The 20,633-nt window shown below is 64.1% G+C and carries 22 protein-coding genes; 15 read left to right on the top strand and 7 right to left on the bottom strand.

Annotated features, from left to right (window positions below):
* Positions 1-24 precede the first annotated feature (24 nt).
* Together P3T42_RS30270 and parA are read right to left on the bottom strand one after the other, a co-directional pair.
* The gene (locus tag P3T42_RS30270) at positions 25-1,086 is read right to left on the bottom strand and encodes a ParB/RepB/Spo0J family partition protein (protein WP_074293920.1); all 1,062 of its coding nucleotides are present in this window, start codon (positions 1,084-1,086) and stop codon (positions 25-27) included.
* Positions 1,087-1,110: 24 nt separating this feature from the next.
* A complete protein-coding gene (gene parA / locus P3T42_RS30265) occupies positions 1,111-1,773 on the bottom strand; it encodes a ParA family partition ATPase (protein WP_074293919.1) in 663 nt (220 codons plus the stop codon).
* A 634-nt stretch (positions 1,774-2,407) separates the two neighbouring features.
* On the opposite strand from parA, the gene arsC reads away from it, so the two are divergent.
* The 3 genes from arsC to P3T42_RS30250 all read left to right on the top strand — a co-directional run bounded on the left by arsC (position 2,408) and on the right by P3T42_RS30250 (position 4,837).
* A complete protein-coding gene (gene arsC / locus P3T42_RS30260) occupies positions 2,408-2,767 on the top strand; it encodes an arsenate reductase (glutaredoxin) (RefSeq protein WP_074293918.1) in 360 nt (119 codons plus the stop codon).
* Positions 2,768-2,996: 229 nt separating this feature from the next.
* Positions 2,997-4,373 carry a gluconate:H+ symporter gene (locus tag P3T42_RS30255; protein WP_074296976.1) on the top strand — a complete coding sequence of 459 codons (1,377 nt, stop codon included), beginning with the start codon at positions 2,997-2,999 and terminating at the stop codon, positions 4,371-4,373.
* Between the two features lie 173 nt (positions 4,374-4,546).
* Positions 4,547-4,837 carry a DUF1272 domain-containing protein gene (locus tag P3T42_RS30250; RefSeq protein ID WP_429308113.1) on the top strand — a complete coding sequence of 97 codons (291 nt, stop codon included), beginning with the start codon at positions 4,547-4,549 and terminating at the stop codon, positions 4,835-4,837.
* Between the two features lie 36 nt (positions 4,838-4,873).
* Here P3T42_RS30250 and P3T42_RS30245 read toward each other — a convergent pair whose 3' ends face one another.
* Both P3T42_RS30245 and P3T42_RS30240 read right to left on the bottom strand, forming a co-directional pair.
* On the bottom strand, positions 4,874-5,083 hold the full coding sequence (locus tag P3T42_RS30245; RefSeq protein WP_171991573.1) for a zf-HC2 domain-containing protein: 210 nt from the start codon (positions 5,081-5,083) through the stop codon (positions 4,874-4,876).
* On the bottom strand, positions 5,064-5,672 hold the full coding sequence (locus tag P3T42_RS30240) for an RNA polymerase factor sigma-70 (protein ID WP_074293915.1): 609 nt from the start codon (positions 5,670-5,672) through the stop codon (positions 5,064-5,066). The genes P3T42_RS30245 and P3T42_RS30240 overlap by 20 nt, the downstream gene beginning before the upstream one ends.
* Positions 5,673-6,177: 505 nt before the next feature.
* Here P3T42_RS30240 and P3T42_RS30235 point away from each other — a divergent pair.
* The 3 genes from P3T42_RS30235 (at position 6,178) to P3T42_RS30225 (ending at position 7,381) form a co-directional block, all read left to right on the top strand.
* Complete coding sequence (locus P3T42_RS30235; RefSeq protein ID WP_290439555.1) at positions 6,178-6,309, top strand: hypothetical protein; 132 nt, start codon at positions 6,178-6,180, stop codon at positions 6,307-6,309.
* Positions 6,310-6,812: 503 nt separating this feature from the next.
* Positions 6,813-7,097, top strand: coding sequence for a hypothetical protein (locus P3T42_RS30230; RefSeq protein WP_074293914.1), 285 nt, complete (start codon positions 6,813-6,815; stop codon positions 7,095-7,097).
* Positions 7,098-7,108: 11 nt separating this feature from the next.
* Entirely contained in the window at positions 7,109-7,381 is a 273-nt protein-coding gene (locus P3T42_RS30225) for a DUF6723 family protein (RefSeq protein WP_074296974.1), read from the top strand.
* A gap of 84 nt (positions 7,382-7,465) precedes the next feature.
* Here the strand turns inward: P3T42_RS30225 and P3T42_RS30220 are convergent, their stop codons facing one another.
* Positions 7,466-7,636 carry a hypothetical protein gene (locus tag P3T42_RS30220; protein ID WP_171991557.1) on the bottom strand — a complete coding sequence of 57 codons (171 nt, stop codon included), beginning with the start codon at positions 7,634-7,636 and terminating at the stop codon, positions 7,466-7,468.
* 320 nt (positions 7,637-7,956) lie between these two features.
* Here P3T42_RS30220 and P3T42_RS30215 point away from each other — a divergent pair, with 320 nt between their 5' ends.
* Positions 7,957-8,508, top strand: a complete 552-nt coding sequence (locus P3T42_RS30215) for an NADPH-dependent FMN reductase (protein WP_074293913.1) — start codon at positions 7,957-7,959, stop codon at positions 8,506-8,508.
* Positions 8,509-8,619: 111 nt separating this feature from the next.
* Here P3T42_RS30215 and P3T42_RS30210 read toward each other — a convergent pair whose 3' ends face one another.
* Both P3T42_RS30210 and P3T42_RS30205 read right to left on the bottom strand, forming a co-directional pair.
* The gene (locus P3T42_RS30210; RefSeq protein ID WP_429308112.1) at positions 8,620-9,567 is read right to left on the bottom strand and encodes a hypothetical protein; all 948 of its coding nucleotides are present in this window, start codon (positions 9,565-9,567) and stop codon (positions 8,620-8,622) included.
* Between the two features lie 258 nt (positions 9,568-9,825).
* Positions 9,826-12,093, bottom strand: coding sequence for an ATP-binding protein (locus P3T42_RS30205; RefSeq protein ID WP_429308111.1), 2,268 nt, complete (start codon positions 12,091-12,093; stop codon positions 9,826-9,828).
* A 682-nt stretch (positions 12,094-12,775) separates the two neighbouring features.
* Here P3T42_RS30205 and P3T42_RS30200 point away from each other — a divergent pair.
* From P3T42_RS30200 to P3T42_RS30165, 8 genes are all read left to right on the top strand, one after another.
* A complete protein-coding gene (locus P3T42_RS30200; protein WP_074293910.1) occupies positions 12,776-13,144 on the top strand; it encodes a response regulator in 369 nt (122 codons plus the stop codon).
* Positions 13,137-13,760 (top strand): chemotaxis protein CheC, encoded by a 624-nt coding sequence (locus P3T42_RS30195; protein WP_074293909.1) that lies wholly within the window; start codon positions 13,137-13,139, stop codon positions 13,758-13,760. Before P3T42_RS30200 ends, P3T42_RS30195 begins: the two co-directional genes overlap by 8 nt.
* The gene (locus P3T42_RS30190) at positions 13,757-14,695 is read left to right on the top strand and encodes a sensor domain-containing diguanylate cyclase (RefSeq protein WP_074293908.1); all 939 of its coding nucleotides are present in this window, start codon (positions 13,757-13,759) and stop codon (positions 14,693-14,695) included. The genes P3T42_RS30195 and P3T42_RS30190 overlap by 4 nt, the downstream gene beginning before the upstream one ends.
* Before the next feature lie 314 nt (positions 14,696-15,009).
* The gene (gene hpnD, locus P3T42_RS30185) at positions 15,010-15,858 is read left to right on the top strand and encodes a presqualene diphosphate synthase HpnD (protein WP_074293907.1); all 849 of its coding nucleotides are present in this window, start codon (positions 15,010-15,012) and stop codon (positions 15,856-15,858) included.
* Complete coding sequence (hpnE, locus tag P3T42_RS30180) at positions 15,858-17,123, top strand: hydroxysqualene dehydroxylase HpnE (RefSeq protein ID WP_429308110.1); 1,266 nt, start codon at positions 15,858-15,860, stop codon at positions 17,121-17,123. Before hpnD ends, hpnE begins: the two co-directional genes overlap by 1 nt.
* Positions 17,123-19,141: a squalene--hopene cyclase gene (gene shc, locus P3T42_RS30175; RefSeq protein WP_429308109.1), complete on the top strand. Its 2,019-nt coding sequence runs from the start codon at positions 17,123-17,125 to the stop codon at positions 19,139-19,141. The genes hpnE and shc overlap by 1 nt, the downstream gene beginning before the upstream one ends.
* Before the next feature lie 86 nt (positions 19,142-19,227).
* Entirely contained in the window at positions 19,228-19,887 is a 660-nt protein-coding gene (locus P3T42_RS30170) for a phosphorylase (protein WP_429308192.1), read from the top strand.
* A gap of 135 nt (positions 19,888-20,022) precedes the next feature.
* A complete protein-coding gene (locus P3T42_RS30165) occupies positions 20,023-20,496 on the top strand; it encodes an acyl-CoA thioesterase (RefSeq protein ID WP_074293903.1) in 474 nt (157 codons plus the stop codon).
* Positions 20,497-20,633 lie beyond the last annotated feature (137 nt).

Raw genomic sequence — 20,633 nt, 5'->3', positions numbered from 1 at the left:
CACGGCCGACGCCGCACTTGCAAATCACTTCTGCTGCAACATCTGCTCGATCTGCCTCAGGATGTCGTCGCGCTTTTCCTTCGACAGACCCTTCAGTCGCAGTTCGATGCGGTCATCGCCGTACGACTTCAGATCGCCAACCGACACCCCATCCAGCTTGATCTCGAGACGCTGCGCGTAGCGCTGCCGGCCCGCGGGCTTGGTGCTCTCCTGCGCGGTTGCGCGACCCTTCACGATGTCGGCAACCTGGCGCGTACTCAGATCGTCCGACAGGATCTTGTTGATCAGCCGTAGCGTGGAGTCGGATCCGCGGGCGGAGTGATACCGGCCAACCTGATAAGCCATGTTCGAGCCGAAGCGATCTGTTCTCGCGACCATCTCCTGCATGACTACCTCGGGCAACTTGGCAATCGACAAGGCAACCGCGACCGTCGACTCGTCCAATCCGAGATGCTCGGCCAACTCCTTCTGGCTTTGGAAGTACTTCTCGTCCAGAAAGCGCTTCCACACGACCGCGTTGTCGAACACCGTTTGCGAGTCCCGCTGCACGTTAAGGTCGTAACCGAGCTTGTAGCTCTGGAGGCCGATGGGCAGATCAATGACGATCGCCTTCACCGATTCCTTATTGGCTTCCTTCAACGCGCGCACGCGGCGGCCGCCGTCGCTGACGAAATACGTGCCGGGATTGTCGTAGTCGGGGATCACATGGATCGCCTGCTGCTGTCCCTGCTTCGCCAGATTGACCGCGAGCTCCGCGATCGATGACTTCAGATAAAAATGGCGCGGATTGAACGGGCTGGGCTTGATCGACTTCAGCGTGAGTTCGATCACCTGACCGGGGCGGTAACCGTGCTCGAGGCGCCATGCGTGGTACGCGGCAGACTCGTTCAGCGATTCCGCGGTGTCGGCTTCGGCGACGACGGGGGCAGAAACCGGCTGACTGGAGCGGCCTGCAAAGTCGCTCGCCTTCGGTGCGTTCTGTACCAGACCATCGATGGCATTGAGGCGGTCGAGGGCGGTTCGCTTTTCGCTGCTAGTCGTGTCCGGACGTGCTTGAAAGCCTTTGGCAAATTGGGAGGGTTTCATTCAGTGTCCTTTATGCGCATAAATTCAGGGGAGCAGGGCGGCGATTTCATCCGCGAACGCCCGTACTTCGGCGGCGGCCAGTTTGGCGCCGCGGTCATTCATTTGCAGCACGGTCTGCCCTAGCGCCATGGCCTGCTTATAGGCTTCGCGGGTGGGGATCTGGGTTTTGAGCAAGGGGAACCCCAGTTCTTCCAGCGCGCGCTTGAGTTCGCGGGTCAGCATCCGCTTCTCTTCCGTCTTGTTGAGCAGGAAGACCGCGCGCAGGTCTTCGTTCATCGCCTGCGCTTGCTGGATCAGTTTGACCAAGCCCACGCTCGACCAGTAATCCGCTGGTGAGGACGAGGTTGGGATGATGGCGACGGTCGCGGCGAGCAAGACTACGCCGGAGACTTTCTCAGTGATGGAGGGCGGGCAGTCTACGACGATGATGTCGTAGTCCCCCACGAACTTCTTGATCTCGCGGTGGATCTGGCCATCGAACTCGGAGAGGTTGACGACCGGAAACGGGATGCCGTTTTCGCTATCCGATGAGGCTCTGGTCCAGTGAACCAGCGTGTTTTGTCCGTCAGCGTCAACGACGAGGACGCGCTTACCTTTCTCATGAAATGCAGCGCCGAGGTGCATCGCGATAGTGCTCTTCCCGACCCCACCCTTCTGCTGAGTTACCGCGATGATTTCTGCTGCCAATCTTCACCTCCTCTTTTTAGACGCTGTTGGATTTTACCTTGATGAATTTGTATTTCAATCGCTTTTGTCGTAAACGTGCGACGCGTTAGCCATTTGGCCAAGGTTTATGCGCATAAAGGAGGCTGGCTGGTCGGACGGACTCGGCAACGGAGGGCCGGCGTGAATAATCGGAACGGCAACGGCAACGGCCGGAGGTCCGTGCTCACAGGTGGGTAGATCGAGCGAACTATGGCGTCTGGCCGTGACGATGATGTGTTGGATACCTTGGGTGCTGTTGAGCGGAAGGACCAAGGGGGCCGTTCATGAGCCTGCTCTGCGAACCGCGTGCTCCGCACCACAAATGAGGTGCCTGTGCGTGAACGGAGTCGAGGCATTGGCTGTGAGCAGGAGCAATCGCGGGGCATCGTTTGGAGACGACCGAGGCAGGGTCTTTATGCGCATAAACAATGTGCCGAGACGCTGAGATTGACCGGATCGGCAGCACGGGCTCTTACGAGGACTTAGCCTCGCCGTCTAACAGATGGCGTCATGCGCGCCCTCACGCGTCCCCCCCCGTCCCACCCCCCCCGCATCGGACACTAAAAGCTAAAATCCTCCCTCCCCACGCTCACCCCTTCTCAAGCAGAACGCCGCCATGATCACGATCTATCACAACCCTCGCTGTTCCAAATCGCGCGGCGCATGCGAGTTGATCGCCGACACCTACAACGTCGCGAACGAACCCGTCGAAGTCGTCGAATATCTGAAGCAACCCTTGTCGGTGGAGCAACTGAAAGCATTAAACGTCATGCTGGATTGCCCGGTCCGCGAGATGCTGCGCGACACGGAAGCCGAATACAAACATCTAGGCCTGAACAGCGCCGAACTCTCCGACGATCAGTTATACGAAGCGATCGAGAAACACCCCATCCTGATGCAACGTCCGATCGTCGTACGCAATGGACGAGCGGTCATCGGACGGCCACCCGAAAATGTCAAAGTGCTATTCGACTGAATTCACCCGTTGCCTCCACCTGACCGACCCAGCCCACAAAAGCACAGAAACACAGCGCAAGAAAATCGCTCGCCATCGAGAACACCCGCGTCGTCGCCCCGCCGACCCCACGTTCTCGATATGAGTCCCTGAAAGCTAAAGCCGGCTTCATCACACCCCACCCCGAGGCCCGCTACAATCGCCGTCACCGCGCATAACCGCGGTGGCGTCAATCAACAAAAGGGACATCGTGCATTTACCGACAACACTCGCGCCGTGGTCGCCCCACGACACCCAACTGATCCTTTCATGCGTGCTCGGGCTCGCGCTGATCATCGTTTTCATCAGCGTGCTGAAACTCGCGCCGTTCCTGTCGATTCTGGTCGGCACGTTCGCTGCAGGATTCGCCGCCGGTTTGCCGCTCGAGGCCGTGGCCGGTGCGTTCAGCAAAGGCGCGGGTGCGCTGCTGGGCGACGTGGGGATCATCATCGCGCTGGGAGCGATGCTGGGTGCGCTCATGGCGGAGTCCGGCGCCGCAGACCGGCTCGTATCGACGATCCTCAAGCATTCCACGCCGCGATTGCTGCCCTGGATGATGGCACTGGTCGCCATCATCATCGGTTTGCCGCTGTTTTTTGAAGTCGGGCTGGTGATGATGGTGCCGATCATCTTCGTCATGGCGCGCCGCTCCAAACAGCCGATCCTGCTTATCGCGATTCCCGCGCTGGCCGGCATGACGACACTCCACGCGCTGTTGCCGCCGCACCCGGGTCCGCTGATCGCCGTTAGCGCACTGCACGCCGATCTCGGTCTCACGCTGCTGCTCGGGCTGGTGGTCGCGATTCCGGCGGTAATTCTGGCCGGTCCGGTCTACGGCCTCTGGCTGTCGAAGCGCATGCACGTGCCCGAGCCGGAAGAAATGGGCAAACTGTTCACGGCCCAGCAGGATGCTGCCGAGCCGCCCAGCTTCGCCATCTCGCTGATCACCATCCTGTTGCCGGTGATTCTGATGTTGGGCCGCACGGTCGCCAAGCTGCTGCTTCAGCCGGAGACCTTTCTCTTTAACGCGCTCAACTTTCTCGGTGAGCCGTTGGTCGCACTGGGGCTCACCGTCCTGTTTGCCATTGTGGCGCTCGGCTGGTCGCGGGGCATGCCGCGTGATCGGGTCGGCGGCATCCTGCGCAAGAGCCTGCCGCCCATCGCCGCGCTGCTGCTGACCATCGGCGCAGGCGGAGGGCTCAAGCAGGCGCTGGTGGTGGCCGGCATCAGCACGACAGTCGGCAAGATCGCCGTGGGGGCCCATATGCCGCTGATCCTGCTTGCGTGGCTGATCGCCGTCGCGTTGCGTCAGGCCACCGGCTCGGCCACCGTCGCCACGACGACGACGGCCGGCATCGTGGCCCCGGTCGTCATCGGTCTGAGTCCTACGCACGATTCGCTGATGGCGTTGGCAATCGGCGCAGGCTCGGTGTTCTTCTGCCACGTCAACGACGCGGGCTTCTGGATGGTGCGCGAGTACTTCGGCCTGAAACTGAAGCAGACGGTGTTCGTCTGGTCAATCCTGCAGACCATCGTGTCGGTGGTCGGCCTCGTGCTCACGCTTGTCATGTGGAGTGTCCTGACCTGAGCCCGCCGCTGCCTCGCGGATACCGAGGGGCGAAGCAGCCGCGTGCAGCCGGTGTCCGCGAGGCAGCGATTGAAGCCTGATTGGCACTTCGCCCACCCGGCGCCGGCCTACACTGCTTCGTATCGGAAGGCGCTACAGAACGCGCCTTTCTCTCTCTGGATACGGAGCATGTGATGCTTGAACTGAGGCCGTCCTGCGAACGATGCGGCAAGCCATTGCCGCCGAACGCGTCCGACGCAATGATCTGCAGCTACGAATGCACCTTCTGCGAAGCCTGCGCGTTGAGCACACTTTGCAATGTGTGTCCGAATTGCGGCGGCAATTTCCAGCACCGGCCAATCCGTCCGCGCGCGATGCTCGCGAAACACCCTGCCGGCATGCAGCAGCACGAGCCGCACGTCGACGAACCCGCTCATGCGGCTTATCTTGAGCGGTATCGCACGACGCCCCCCAGCGAACGCTGATCACCGCCTTGCGCGGTGCGCGAGCGCCGCCGCGTCTCACTCTTCCGGCCGAACCTCGCCGGCGCCGTCGAGGCCACTGACTTCACGCGAGGCCGCCCGCAGCAGACCGATGTGCTTGCGGTAATTGCGGCAGCCGCTGCAGGTGGGCAGATGCAGGCCGACGGATACCCATTCGCCGGCCGTCAACGGCCGATCGAGCGCGTCCGATAACAGACGCGTGATGTTCTTACACTTCCCCATTCGCATCCTCTCTCGATAGGCCCTTTTCGGTGAGGCACGTACGCAGCCTGAGCCGCGCGCGATAGATCAGGACGCTGCAGTGATTGGCGGTCATCTGCAGTTCGGTGCAGATCTCCTCGGTCTCCAGATCCAGAAACTCGCGCATCATGAACACCCGCCCGATATGTTCCGGCAGATGGTCCAGACACATCTCGAAGAGCTGCCAGAACTGCTGTTGACGCAGCGCGGTCTCCGGTGTCGGCCAGGGGCGCGGTTTCGCCTCGTTGGACCAGTGGCCGTTGTCCTTGAAGAGCTCGCGATCGAGCAGCGCTTCACCCTCGAGTTCGGAGTCCAGTTCCGACAGGTTCACGGTCCGCTTGCGGGCCCGCAAGGTGTCGACGAGCTTGTGCCGCAGGATGCCGAACACCCAGGTCTTATGCTCCGATTGCGCGGCGAACCGGTCGGCTTGCGACCATGCGGCGGCGAGCGCTTCCTGCACCGCGTCTTCGGCAGCGGCCGCATCGCGCAATTGCAGGCGTGCGAAGCGCAACAGGTCGCGCCGCAATTGCATCAGATAGATCGGGTCGTCGAACGCCGGGCCGGCCGTCTGCGTCATGCGAGCCTCCGGCATGACGCGCCCAGCCTTGAGGTAGCGGACGTCCCGGCCGGTTCGACGCGTCTGTCCGCGCGTTCTGCAAGATCGATGGTCTTCATGACTGAATGTTTTTCTACGTGCTCGAGGTGGACCCGGCATCCATTCTCTCGCACGCTCCTGCCGGAGTGAACCGGAATTCAACATGGCTGAGCCCACCATCGACGACTTCAATCCTCATCAGTCGTTCGAAAGACGAATTTATGACAGACGCAGGGTTAGAAATTAATTATTGCGTTATTCGTAAGTACCGCAGCAAGACGAAAGCCGCTCCACCTTGATCAGCATGCCTTTGGCGCCCGAAAACGCCCTCCTGGGCTCAGTGCAATCCGTCGATTATTGCATTTTCAAAGAGAATCTCTTCGTAACTCTGCGGTTTTTGCGGAGAGGCTTCGTCGATATTCTTTCCCCAGCCATCGAACCGATCGTCCCTGATCGCGAAACCCACGCTGAGTTGAGGAGTATCACCATGAAACGCGCCATTACCGTCCTGATCGCTTCCGTCGCCTTGTTTGCCGCCGTTTCGGGCGTGGCCGACGCCGCTGCTCCGGCCAAATGCAACGGTCCCGCTTCGTATTGCAACGTGTTCTTCGGTCAGTAACCGTTACCCTCGACGGACGACGCGGCTAGCAGATTCCCCCTCAACCGCGCGGCCTTCGAATCCGCTTGAAAATGGGCGCCCGCGAGGCGCCCATTTTATTAAGGAAAGCAGAATGTCCGTTTTCCTGAAGTGACCGTCTGGGTTTCGCCTCCGCAGACGTTTTCCCCGCAGACCGCCGCGTGTCAAATGTCCCGGGCCGGCGGGCCGCATACGTGCTACAGTGAGCCAGCCGCTTGTAGATCTCTCGCGCGCTTGCGCCGACCCGCCCAAGTCTTCGCCTTATTGCGCTCCCCGGATCGATCAGGATCCCTTCTTTCATGTTGCTTCGCGTGGCCGCCGGTCCGATGTATTGGTGACGCTGTCGTGCGCGTATCGACAACCCCTGCGCCCGTCGCAGGACCGCCTGCCGCGGAACAATGCAGTGAGCAGCCGCGTGTGCGGCGCCGAACCGGCGCTGTCGCCACCGCTCTCGCCTCGCAGGTCACTCAACGGAGACGACTACCATGAACAACATCATTAGAAGCTACCGAGGTCTCGAGATTTATCCGTTGGTGTATCCGCATCAGCCGCGCGGCGCGAACGGCACACGTCACTACGATGCCGGTTTCGACGCGGCGGTGAAAATCTGCCGGCGCGGCACCGACAACACCGTGACGACCAGCCGCGTGTTTCGCGTGCCCAGCCGCTCGCCGTTCGGCACGACGGGCGACGCGCGGATGGCGTCGGCGAGTCATGCCGAACTCGTCATCGACGGCATGGTTGCCGGACAGTCGATCGTCGGGTTGTGAGCCGCGTGTCGATGACCTATTCCAGCCACGCGCGGCGCGATGCGCCGCATGACCAGTCGGACCGTTCGGGCCGGGACAACTATCACGTTGCGGTGTCGTCGCGCCGCACGTCGAGCGGGACGGTGCCCACACTCAAGGTCACGCGGCTAAGCGATGCCCGGGTGATCTACCCGTTCCAGGGCCACGCCGACATGCCGTTCTTCGAAAGCGCGCAAGCGGCCGAGCTGTTCGCGCAAACGTACGGCCTGAAACTGGTCGATGGGGATATCGCGGTGCCGGAATAACACGTCCGGACGATCGCGCACACCGCAAGAGAGACAAAGCCGCTGTCACCCAGCGGCTTTGTCACGATACGAACCACGAGTGCTTTATCGACGCACCTTTGTCGCCGGCGTCACTGGGCGATAGCGCCACTTTTCGGCACCGGGATCGATCTGCGCGTCGTCAGCTTTGCGCTTTTCCGCTCGGGCCTGATCGGCCTCCTCCAACTCCGTCCGTCTGTCCTTGATAGGACGCATTGCATCGATCCGGTATGACATACAGCCTCCGTGGTTGTCTTGCGTCTGGAATTCTTAATAAAACGTTCATTTGCCTGAAATCGTCTCAGACCGGAGACGGGCTTGACTGGAAAGGCAAAACCCCCAGTTATCCACAAGGTTATTCAGTGAAATTGTGGATAACTTTTCGGGCGACGAGGTTATCCACTGCGCGTCCCGCGAAGCGGAGGAGGGTTCCAGAATTTCCCCGCGGCGCTTCCGCTTTTTAGCCTGTAGGTCGTTCCGCGCGGCCACCCACCGCCTATGATGGATACGGCAAACCTTTCTTGCGCCGCGTGCGCTTAACTGAGGGAAAACCCACCATGGCCCATCACATCGCCGTTGTTGTCGGCAGCTTGCGCCGGGAATCGATTAACCGGCAACTCGCTCAGGCGCTGATTTCGCTTGCCCCAGCCGATTTCTCGTTCGAATTTCTCGACATTGGGGCGTTGCCGCTCTACAGCCAGGACTACGACGCGGACTTTCCGGACGTAGCGCGCCAGTTCAAGCAGAAGATCGAGGCGGCCGATGGCCTGCTATTTGTCACCGCCGAGTACAACCGCTCGATCCCGGGTGTGTTGAAGAATGCGCTCGACTGGGGCTCCCGTCCGTGGGGCACCAATTCGTGGGCCGGCAAGGCCGGTGCGGTGGCCGGCACGTCGCCGGGTGCGACGGGCACCGCGCTGTCGCAACAGCATTTGCGCAATGTGCTGTCCTACCTGGACGTCGCCACGCTCTGTCAGCCGGAAATGTTCATCAAACACAATCCCGCGGCGATCGACACGGCCGGCAACATCCTCAATGAGGATACGCGCAAATTCCTGCAGACGTTTGTCGATCGCTATGCGGCGTGGGTGAGCCAGCACGTCGGTTGATCGGCGCCACGCCAGCCTTCTCTTCCACGTCATCGCATCTCATCGAGCGAGGGTGGCGGCATGATGCCGCCGGTTTCCCGCTAGCGCGAGTGGGGAAACCGGCGGCTTCCATCAGACGTGGTGATGTCCCGTCACGCGGTCCCAGCCGTGCCGTACCGCTGCCTTGAAACGCTCCCACGTGTCGATCTCGCCGGGCGACGTGGTTTCCCAATGACGACGCGCTTCCGGTTCCACCTCGTCCCACGGACGATCGCGGTAGCGCACATCACGGGCGATCGTTGCACCGTACCGGTACGCGGGCACGTAGTCTTCGTAGCGGGCCTGATCGCTCGCATACTGCGCGTCGTAGTGAGTCCGGAAATCCTCTTCGTACTCGAGAAACTCGTCCGGGATGGCCTGCTCCTCGAGGGGTTCAGGGCGCCGCGCTGCAGGAGCGACCTCGACGGGCGTGAACACGGCGCCAAAGCCCGGCGCGCTGCCGGCGGCGATCGTGTTGAGCGTCGCCGCTTCGCTGAGCGGCGGCTGCCGTTGCGTCAAGGGATCGTCGACGCGCGGTTCAGCCGGTAAGGGCGACCCACTACGCAGCGGGTCGTCCACGGACCGGGGCGCGGCAGGGACCCGATTGGCGCTGCCGACTCCGAGTTCGTCGAGCACCGAGTGATCGCGGCGCGCATCGGGGTCCTCCAATGCTGTGTCCCAGCCGGGCAAGCGCTCGCCGATGTCGGCGGCGCCCAGCCGGGTCAGGGTCTTGCTGGCGAGTTCCGCATGCGATTCGCTGGCCGCACTGACGCACACCAGCACGGCGCCGCGGCGCACGGCCTCCGCGTAGCGGTCGGCCTGGGCGGGGCGCGGTTCCTTGGCGAACAGGCTGGCAATGAAGCGCTCGATGTTGGCGAGGACGCTGGCGCCGGCGGCCGCATCGGCCGCCGCATTCGCAGATGGCTGCGGATTCGCTTGCAGTTCGATCGTGTCGCTGGCGAAGCCGGTCTGCACGAGCGTGTCGCGTGCGTTTTCCGCCTGGGAATAAGTGTCGAATAAACCAATCACGGTATGGCGCATGGCTGTCTCCCGACGTTTTACTGAGCGGCCGCCGCAGTCGCGCGGGACCTTGCATCCGTTGGGAGCCGCAACGATCGTGCCGGATCGCGCCGCGCCGCTTCAGGGCCTTGCCGGCCGATTCCGCAGGGGGTTGTCCGGCAGCGTGGTGGATGGCCGCCGGCAGGGTGTCGAGGCGCTTTTACAAAATCCGGGTAATTCCGCCGCGCCGCACCGTACTGCGCCGCGCCGTGGCGGGATGAGCCAGACAGAGAAAAGCGCTTACTCGGCAGGATGCGTGCTGGCCTGCGCCAGTTCGTGCTGAAGATCCTGCAGCAGCTTGTCGAGCAGTGCGATATCGAAGGGCTTCGACAGCACCCGCACGTCGACATGGCGCGCGCGGTCGAGTTCTTCCGCATAGCCCGTCACGAGGATCACCGGCAGGCGGGTTTCGAACCCCTGGACCGCTTCAGCCAGATCGATGCCGTTCATCGTGCCGGGCATGTGGATGTCGGAAATCACCAGATCGAACGGCAGCGGTTCGCCGGTGCGCGCCTGCTTCGCGTGGGCGTCGTCGAACAGGCGCAGCGCGGTGTCGGCGTTGAAAACGCAGGTGACCTGGTGGCCCATCATCTGCAGCAGGGCTTCGGTGCCGGCGGCGACCTCGTCGTTGTCCTCGACCAGCAGAATGCGCAGACCGTGCGGCGTGCCGGCGTCTTCGACGTGTGGCTCGGCGGGACGTTCGACTTCCGGCAGGGCCGCCGCGCGCGGCAGATAGAGCCGTACCGAGGTGCCCGCGCCGATCGCGCTGTCGATGGCGGCGAGACCGCCGGAGCGCTCGCAGAACGCGAACACCTGCGGCAGACCAAGGCCGGTGCCCATGCCTTTGGGCTTGGTCGTGAAGAGCGGCTCGAAGGCCCGGGCGAGCACCTCGGGCGGCATGCCGACGCCGGTGTCTTCGAGCGAAAGCTGCACGAACTCGCCCGTCAGCGGAAAGCCTTCCTCATGACGGAAGGTGATGTTGGCCGCCCGCACCGTGAAGCGGCCGCCGTTGGGCATCGCATCGCGCGCGTTGACGGCGATATTGATCAGCGCCAGTTCGAGCTCGGCGACGTCGACCCGCATCGGCCAGACGTCGGTGCCGATGTCGATCACCAGCGACACCTTCGCCCCCAGCGACGCACGCAGCAGCTCGCGACAGGCCGGCAGCCAGCGCTCGACCGCGAGCGTCTCGTTACGCAGTGGCTGCTTGCGCGCCACGCCCAGCAATTGCCGCGTAAGCGACTGGCCGCTCTTGAGCGCGCGCTCGATGGCCGACAGCTCCCGGTCGAGCCCGGGGGCGCCGCGCCGTCGGGCGATCTGGACGTTCGCCGAGACGATCATCAGCAGGTTGTTGAAATCGTGCGCGACACTGCCGACCAGATTGCCGAGCGCTTCCATCTTGCGCGACTGCCGGTAGGCGGATTCGATGGAGCGGCGCATCGACGCTTCGGCCTGCCAGCGCTCCCACGCTTCCTCCTCGGCGCCCAGCCGGCGCAGCGACAGCCAGATCACGCACCACAGCACGATGGACGGCGTGAACATCGACAGGATCAGGACGCTCAGATGGCGGTACCAGGCCGCCCAGATCGCGGAGGTGCGGTAGCCGCACAAGACATAGGCCGGATACGCGCCCACCCGTCGGTAGGCCACGATCAGATTGTCGTTGTCGAACACGGAGCGGGTCCGAACCACGCCGGCGCGGCTGCCGCGGGCGAGGGCGTCGGTGAGTGGCGTATGCGCCGCGATCATGGTGGGCTGGCCCGGCGCGGATGGGTAATGGGCGAGCACCGCGCCATCGGCGCGGGTCAGGCTCATGGTCATCGGCGTGTCGGTGCCGCCGAGCAATTCCTGGTAGAAGTCGCTGAAATAGCTGGGCCGCAGCGCGACCGAGACCACCCCGGCGAACGCACCGTCCACGCCGCGCCTTGCGACGCCGGTATTGAAGACTTTTTCGCCGGCGACCTGGCCGACCATGTCTTTCGAGACGTGCTCGAGCATCTTGCCGTCGCGAATGCCGGTGAAGTCGTCGCGCTGCGCAATCGAAACGGTCGGCGCCGGATAAAAGCGGCTGGTTGCGAGCAGCGCGCCGTCCTCGCCGAAGATGGACACCGCCGAGACCTGCGGATAGCCGCCGCCCATGGTGCCCAGCTTGTCGTGGATCTCGCTCTGGCTCGCGCGGATGCCGTCGTCGTCGAGGCCCTGAACCAGATCGACGACGCGCGCATCGAGCGCTTCGTTCATATCGAACACTTTCAGCGCATGTTCTTCCGCGACCCGCACGGTACGCAGCGTCAGGTCGGTCGCGTCCGCTTCGCGCTCCCGCAGGTCGCTGAAGGCCATGGCCGCGACATATACGCACGGCAGCACGACCGCCGCGACCAGCAGGGCGATCAGCGTCATGCGCCGGACATGGAAATTCTGTTCCGGTACAACCGGGAACAGCGTCTCGTCCTGCCGGTTAGCGGAGAGACGGCTCGCTTCGCGCGAGTCGGACCGGTCGGGTGTCATCTGTAATACCGCTGCAAGGCGTCTGGGACGGAAAATCTTACGGTTACCATCATACGAGAAGCCGAAATATGCCGGGAAGGATCTGTCGGGCCGGTAAGAATAGACCGCGCGAGGCCCGCGGAAGTTTTTCTCTAAACAGCGACGAATCCGGAAGCGCAAACGTACACAAAAGTATAAACGACGTTAGATAACCGGAAGAGGGTCGAAAAACTCCTTGAAAACTGGATTCATGAGTAATTCATGTTCGTTAAATCCATTTTGACGAGTTGCCTTTTCGCTGGTTTAATTTAAGAATCTCGCCACGATAAATATTAGTGCGTCCGCCATGCTCGGACGCCTGTACCGCGAGGGCCAGCCAGACAACGCAAACAAGGCGTGACGGAGGGGGTTCGCGGAAACGCGCGCGACAGGCTGGAGTTCCGCCTTTCCACTCGGCCGCGCAGAACCACCTACGGGGTAGGCTCGATCATGCCGGTCATCGTTATCGTCGCGCGTGCGCCCACGCGCATCCGTACCGTTCCTCTCGCACGCGCCGCCGCGTGCGTCCTCCCCGGCTTTTCGCAATCGGCCTTCGCACTCGCATCGGAGTATCCTTCCGCCGGTCCGTCGTCGCGCCGCTAAAGAAATTTTGAACCAGGCCGTTAACGCGACCGAGCCAATCCCGTTTTTCTGACCCTCCGCCATGTCATTGCCCATTGTGATCGCCGACGATTCGCTGCTTGCCCGCAAGGTGCTCACAAAGGCGCTGCCACAGGACTGGGATGTCGACGTCAGCTACGCATCGAACGGCCGCGAGGCGCTCGCGCTGTACCGCGAAGGCAAGGCGTCCGTGATGTTCCTCGATCTGACCATGCCTGACCTGACCGGCTATCAGGTGCTGGAGGCGCTGCAGCACGAAGACCTGAACACCTTTGTGATCGTGGTGTCCGCCGACGTGCAGCCGATGGCGCAGGCGCGCGTGCGTTCGCTCGGCGCCATTGCCTTCATCGCCAAGCCCGTCAGCCCCGAGGCGGTACTACCCATCCTCAAGGAGTACGGGTTGTATGTCTGAGCCAGTCCTCAACGAAGATCGGCGCGACGCGCTGCAGGAGGTCGCCAATCTGGCGATGGGCCAGGCCGCAACCCGTCTGGGACGGTTGCTCGACGCGTTCATCGAACTGTCGGTGCCGCGCGTGCAGGTGGTCGAGATCAGCAAAGCGGCGGCGGCGTTGCGCGAGATGACCGGCATTCAGGAAGCGGTGAGCGCGGTGCGTCAGGGCTTCCGCTCGGACATCAAGGGCGAGGCGCTGGTGATCTGCCGCAGCGGCAGTATGGAGCAACTGTGCGGGCTGGTGAACGACCCGTACCCGCGCTCCGCCTACGAGCAGGTGAGCCAGGAAGAGCTGATTTTCGACGTCGCCAACGTGCTGACGGGGGCGTGCGTTTCGTGCATCCTCGAGCAGCTCGGCCGCACGCCGGTGTTTTCGGCGCCGGGCCTGCTCGGCGAATCCATGTCGCTTGACGACGTGTTCCAGCCCGGCGTGCTCGCCTGGGAAGTGGCGTTGCTCGTCGAAGTCAATTTCGCGCTCGAAGACCAGAGCTTCCGGGCTCATCTGGTCATGCTCATGGCTGAAGAGTCGATCCGCCACATGAATGACGCGCTTGACGCGTTGCTGTCCAGTCTATGAATGTCCCCCCTGCTTCGTTAAGCGATCTCGTTGTCGAGCGTGTCGGCTTCGGTATTTTCGTCCTCGACCGCGAGATGAACGTGCTGATGTGGAATCGCTTCATGCAGGATCACAGCGGTTTGTCGGCCGATCAGGTTGTCGGCAAGTCGATTTTCGCCAGTTTCCCCGAGTTGCCGCGCGTCTGGCTGACCCGTAAGCTCGAGAGCGTGTTCCAGCTCGGCAGCTTCGCCTTCAGCTCATGGGAACAACGCCCCTATCTGTTCAAGTTCGACCACGACCGGCCGATTACCGGCGGGGTGGATTTCATGCAGCAGGACTGCACCTTCATGCCGCTCACGCGCGAGCGTGAAGTGGTGGCCGTGTGCGTGACCATCTCGGACGTGACGCACGTCAGCATCGTGCAGCGCGAGCGCGAAGAGGCGGTGGCCAAGCTGCAGGAATATGCGGATCGCGACGGCCTCACCGGCATCGCCAATCGCCGCTTTTTCGAGGCGCGGCTGCGCGACGAATACACGCGCTGGCAGCGCTATGGCGGCGAGATGTCGGTGTTGCTGTTCGATCTGGATCACTTCAAAAAGATCAACGACCAGTTCGGCCACGGCGTCGGCGATACGGTGCTGCGCGAGATGGCGCAGCGGGTCGCCCAGGTGGTGAGGGTGCAGGATACGTTCGGCCGGTTCGGCGGCGAGGAATTCGCGCTGCTGCTGCCATGCACGCCGCTCGCGGACGCGATGCTGGTCGCGGAAAAGATCCGTAATACGATCGGTGACGTGCCGGTGGACGTACAGGGCGTGTCGGTGCCGGTGACGGCGAGCGTCGGCGGGGCCGCGGCGCGGGTCGGCGTGCCGAATTACGACGTCTTGATCAACGAAGCGGACGCGGCGCTCTATAGCGCCAAGCGTCAGGGCCGCAACCGGTCGGTAGCTTTTATCTGAGCGCCGGCCGGCGGGCGCCGCTGCCAACGCATTCGCGAGCCGCTCTCGGCCGGCGCCGGCCGGCGCAGCAGGTGTCCCACCGTGCCCGCAAGCCGCGCCCGTCGTGGCTTGCCACCCGGCCCGCCGTGCGTGTGATTCGGCAATAATGGCCGATTCTTCCGCCTCAAACTGCGCTATCCCGCAAAGGTTGTTATACTTTTCGCCGTTTCCGGCATCCCTGCCGACGTATTTGCGCGTGTCCGCGCGCGCGGCTTACCCTGCGGGTAGGCACGACTTCTTGATCGCCTCCAGAGGGCCCCTCAGCGGAGATCGTCTTGGCTGTTTCCAATCTTGTCGTGGACGATACAGAAACCGACGCCGCTGCCGCCACATCGGGCAGCTCGTTCTATCTTGCGATGCGCATCCTGCCGGCTGCGCAGCGCGACGCGATGTATCAGGTCTACGCTTTTTGCCGCGCTGTCGACGACATTGCCGACAGCGATCTGCCGCGCGCCGAGCGCGCCGCCGGGCTTGAACGCTGGCGTGCCGACATCGACGCCTGCTATGCCGGCGCGCCGCGCGCTTCGTTGCGCGCGTTGACGCGGCACATTCATACGTTTCACCTGCAACGCGACGATTTTCACGCGATGATCGACGGCATGGCGATGGACGCCGCCGCCGATATCTGCGCACCGGACGAGGACACGCTCGATCTGTATTGCGACCGGGTCGCCAGTGCCGCAGGCCGTCTATCGGTGAGGATCTTCGGGATGCAGGAAGAGCCTGGCCGCCGGCTGGCGCACCACCTCGGCCGCGCGCTGCAGTTGACCAATATCCTGCGCGATATCGACGAAGACGCCGGCATCAACCGCTGCTATCTGCCGCGCGAACTGCTGGCGCTCGAAGGCATTGCGACGGCCACGCCCGGCGTTATCGCCGACGACCCGTCGCTGCCGCGCGTCTGCGCCAAACTGGTGACGCGGGCCCGCGAGCATTTCGCTCAGGCGGACGCGATCATGGACGCCGTGCCGCGCAACCAGGTCCGCGCCCCGCGCATCATGTCCGGGGTCTACCGCTGTCTTCTCGATCGCACCGTTGAGCGCGGCTTCGATTTGCCGCGCACGAAGGTCAGCAAGCCGCGCGCGCGTCTGCTGTGGATCGTGGCGCGGTACGCTTTTTTCTGATGTCGAAGCTCGTCCACGTGATCGGCGCGGGCCTCGCCGGCCTGGCCGCGGCGGTGCAATTGCAGCGCCGCGGTGCGCAGGTCGTGTTGCACGAGGCGGCCGAGCAGGCCGGTGGACGGTGCCGCTCCTGGTACGACCGCGCGCTTGGCGCGACGCTCGACAGCGGTAATCATGTGGTGCTGTCCGGCCATGCCGCGACGCTGAATTATCTGCGCGCGATCGGCGCGGCCGACGAGCTGACGGGGCCGGCACAGCCCGAATACCCATTCGTGGATCTCGCGACGCGTGCGCGCTGGAGCGTGCGCCTGTCGGCCGGGCGTTTGCCGTGGTGGATCTTCGATCAAACGGCGCGGGTGCCGAACACCCACCCGAGCGACTATCTGACGCTCGCGCCACTGCTGTTCGCGAAGCCAGGCCGCACCATGGCGCAGACCATGCGCTGCGATGGCGTGCTATGGGACCGCTTGCTGCGACCGCTGTTCCGGATGATGCTCAATCACGAACCGCGCGAGGCTAGCGCCGAGCTGGCGGCCGCAATGGTGCGCGAGACGTTGGCGGCGGGTGGCCCGGCGAGCCGGCCGCTGCTCGCGCGCAATGGCCTCAGCAGCGCCTTTGTCGATCCGGCGTTGCGTCTTTTGCAGCACGGCGGCGCCGCGATCCGGCTCGGCGCGCAGTTGAATCAGATCGTGTTTGCGGACACCGGCCGGGTCAGCGCGCTGGATTTTGCCGGCGAGGCGCGTCTTGAGCTCGCCGCCGGCGCCGGCGTGGTGCTGGCGGTGCCGCCGGACGTCGCGCGGGCGCTCGTCCCCGGTCTGCAGGCGCCGCGCCGCTTCAGCGCCACCGTCAACGTGCACTTCGCGGTCGAACCGCCGTTCGGCGTGCCGCTGCTGACTGGCCTGCTCAATGGCACGGCCGAGTGGATGTTCGCGTTCGACGGGCGTCTGTCCGTGACGATCAGCGGCGCCGAAAGGCTGCTCGACACGCCGCACGACGTGCTTGCGAAGACGATCTGGGCGGAAGTGGCCCAGGCCGCCAGCCTGCCGCTCGAACCCATGCCGGCCTGGCAGGTCGTGATGGAACCGCACGCGACCTTCGCGGCCGTGCCGGGCGAAGAGATGCATCGCCCGGGCACTCGCACCCGCTGGAAAAACCTCATGCTCGCGGGCGACTGGACGGCCACCGGCCTGCCCGCGACGATCGAAGGGGCGATCCGCTCCGGCCAGAAGGCCGCGGATACGCTGCTGAACGAACCGATGGAACGCTGATGAACGACTTATCCCTTGCCCAGACGACGGGCAACGAATCGCCCGACTCAACCGCGACGCCCGTTGCTCCGCCCGCGGTCGAGGCAAGCGCCGCCGCGCTGGACGCCGCCGTCACGCGGGCAACCGACGCGATCCTCGACGCGCAGAAGCCCGACGGCCATTGGGTCTACGAACTCGAAGCCGACGCGACCATCCCCGCCGAATACGTGTTGCTGGTCCACTACCTCGGCGAAGAGCCGAATGCGGAACTGGAGCAGAAGATTGCGCGTTACCTGCGCCGCATCCAGTTGCCCAACGGTGGCTGGCCGCTCTTCACCGACGGCGCGCTCGACGTCAGCGCGAGCGTGAAGGCGTACTTCGCGCTGAAGATGATCGGCGAGCCGGAAGACGCCGACCACATGCGCCGCGCCCGCGAAGCGATTCTGGCGCACGGCGGCGCGGAAGCGTCGAATGTGTTCACGCGCATCCTGCTGGCGCTGTTCGGCGTGGTCTCCTGGTACGCAGTCCCGATGATGCCGGTCGAGATCATGCTGCTGCCGCAGTGGTTCCCGTTCCACCTGTCGAAGGTGTCGTACTGGGCGCGGACGGTAATCGTGCCGCTGCTGGTGCTGAACGCCAGGCGTCCGGTGGCGCGCAACCCGCGCGGCGTGCGGATCGATGAGCTGTTCCACGGCGCGCCCGTCACGACCGGCCTGCTGCCGCGTGCGCCGCATCAGCACCAGGGCTGGTTCACGTTCTTCCGCGGCGTCGATCACGTGCTGCGCCTCGTCGACGGCCTGTTTCCGAAGTACACACGCGAGCGGGCGGTCAAGGCTGCCCAGGCGTTCGTCGACGAGCGTCTGAACGGCGAAGACGGCCTCGGCGCGATTTTCCCGGCCATGGCCAACTCGGTGATGATGTACGACGTGCTGGGTTATCCGGCCGATCATCCGAACCGCGCGATTGCCCGTCAGTCGATCGACAAGCTGCTCGTCATCAAGGACGACGAAGCGTATTGCCAACCGTGCCTGTCGCCGGTATGGGATACCTCGCTTGCCGCGCATGCGCTGCTTGAAACCGGCGACCCGCGCGCCGAGCAGGCGGCCGAACGCGGGCTGCAATGGCTGCGTCCGCTGCAGATTCTCGACGTGCGCGGCGACTGGATCTCGCGCCGCCCGAACGTGCGTCCGGGCGGCTGGGCGTTCCAGTACGCCAACCCCTACTATCCGGACGTCGACGATACGGCCGTGGTCGTGATGGCGATGCACCGCTCGGCTGGGCTCACGCAGTCGGACGTCGACGGCGAAGCGATTGCCCGCGCCCGCGAATGGGTGGTCGGCATGCAGAGCAGCGACGGCGGCTGGGGCGCCTTCGAGCCGGAAAACACCCAGTACTACCTGAACAACATTCCGTTCTCCGATCACGGTGCCTTGCTCGATCCGCCCACGGCGGACGTGTCGGGCCGTTGCCTGTCGATGCTGGCTCAACTGGGCGAGTTGCCGGCCAACAGCGAGCCGGCGCGCCGCGCCTACGACTACATGCTCAAGGAGCAGGAAGCGGACGGTAGCTGGTATGGCCGGTGGGGCATGAACTACGTCTACGGCACATGGACGGCGCTCTGTTCGCTGAACGCCGCCGGCATGGCGCACGACGACCCGCGCATCAAGCGCGCGGCGCAGTGGCTCGTGTCGATCCAGAACGAGGACGGCGGTTGGGGCGAGGACGGCACCAGCTACAAGCTCGACTACCGCGGCTACGAGCGCGCGCCGAGCACGGCCTCGCAGACTGCCTGGGGCCTGATGGGCTTGATGGCGGCGGGCTGCGTCGAGCATCCGGCGGTGGCGCGCGGCGTCGAATACCTGCTGCGCGAGCAGCGCGAACACGGTCTGTGGGACGAAACCCGCTTTACGGCGACCGGCTTCCCGCGGGTGTTTTATCTGCGCTACCACGGCTATCGCAAGTTCTTCCCGCTCTGGGCGCTGGCGCGTTACCGGCAACTGAAGCGTGACGGGCTGACGCGCGTCGTCGTCGGGATGTAATGGTGTCCACGTCTACTCGCTTTACCCAGTCGGTATTGTCGTCCCAGGCTGCCGGCGGCCGCTTGCCGGTCATCGCCGTCACCGGCATGGCCTTCGAAGCGCGGATCGTGCGCGGCGAAGGCATCGAGGTGGTGTACGCGGCGCGTGCCGATCTGCTCGAGCGGGCGCTGAGCGCGGCCGTCGCGCGTGGCTGCGCGGGGATCGTCAGCTTCGGCACGGCGGGCGGCCTCGCGCCTGGCCTGGAACCGGGCGCAGTGATCGTGGCGGACGCGGTGGAGGGTCCGCTTGGGCGCTTCGCCACCGACTCGCGCTGGTCCGGGCGCCTCGCCGCCGCGCTGGCCGCGACGCCGCTCGGCGCGCGCTTGCACCGCGGTCTGCTGGCCGGCGTCACGGCGCCGCTGACCGGCGCGGACGACAAAGCCGCGCTGCATCGCTCCAGCGGCGCGCTTGCCGTGGACATGGAATCGCATGTCGCCGGGGCCATTGCCGCGGCGCACGGTGTGCCGTTCGCGGTGTGCCGCGCGATTGTCGATCCCGCGTGGCGCACGCTACCGTCCGCTGCGACAGCAGGGTTGCGCGACGACGGCAGTACCGCGATTGCGCCGATCCTGCGCGAACTGCTGAAGCAACCCTCGCAGCTTGGACCATTGCTGCGGGTCGCCGCCGACGCGCGCGCCGCCCGCACGGCGCTGGTCCAGGCGCGTCATGCCCTCGGTGCTGCGGGTGCGCTGCAGCCGACGGTCTGAGACAGGCCGGGCGTGAGCCGGCCATGCCTCTTTTTGGCGGCCTAGGGAAAACCCTTATTTTTGGTATAATCTAGGTATTAACCCTAGGTTTCGGTCTTGCGACCGTACCCCATCACCTCACGCAGGGGATACCTGATGAATTTCCATACCAGAAAATGGGTCAAGCCCGAAGACCTGAACCCCAACGGCACGCTGTTCGGCGGCAGTCTGCTGCGCTGGATCGATGAAGAAGCCGCCATCTATGCCATTTGCCAGCTGGACAACCAGCGCGTGGTGACCAAGTTCATGTCGGAGATCAATTTCGTCAGCTCGGCGCGCCAGGGCGACATCATCGAGCTCGGCATGACGGCGACGCATTTCGGCCGCACGTCGATCACGCTGCGCTGCGAAGTGCGCAACAAGATCACGCGCAAGAGCATCTTGACCGTCGAGAAGATGGTGTTTGTGAACCTCGGCGAAAACGGTGAACCGGCGCCGCATGGCCGTACGCAGATCCGTTACGCGGACGAAGCGTTCGAGCGGTATCGGGCGGATTCGATCCCGGCGCCGCAGCCGGCAGCGAGCGTCGAGGACGCGGTAGCGCGGGTCGAAGCCGATACGATGCATTGAAGACGGTGTGCGGCAAGCCTGGGTTCAGCGGCCTTTGATTGGTTGGTTGGTGTCGCTCAGACCGTGCGCTTGCGATCACTGAAACGAAACAGCCCGACCCGGTGTGAACCGGTCGGGCTGTTTTGCATGGTGCGAGT

Source organism: Paraburkholderia sp. GAS38 (assembly GCF_050434965.1).
Taxonomy (GTDB): Bacteria; Pseudomonadota; Gammaproteobacteria; order Burkholderiales; family Burkholderiaceae; genus Paraburkholderia; species Paraburkholderia phenazinium_A.
Note: the sequence above shows the minus strand (reverse complement) of the source record. Positions and strands in the feature narration are given on the sequence as shown.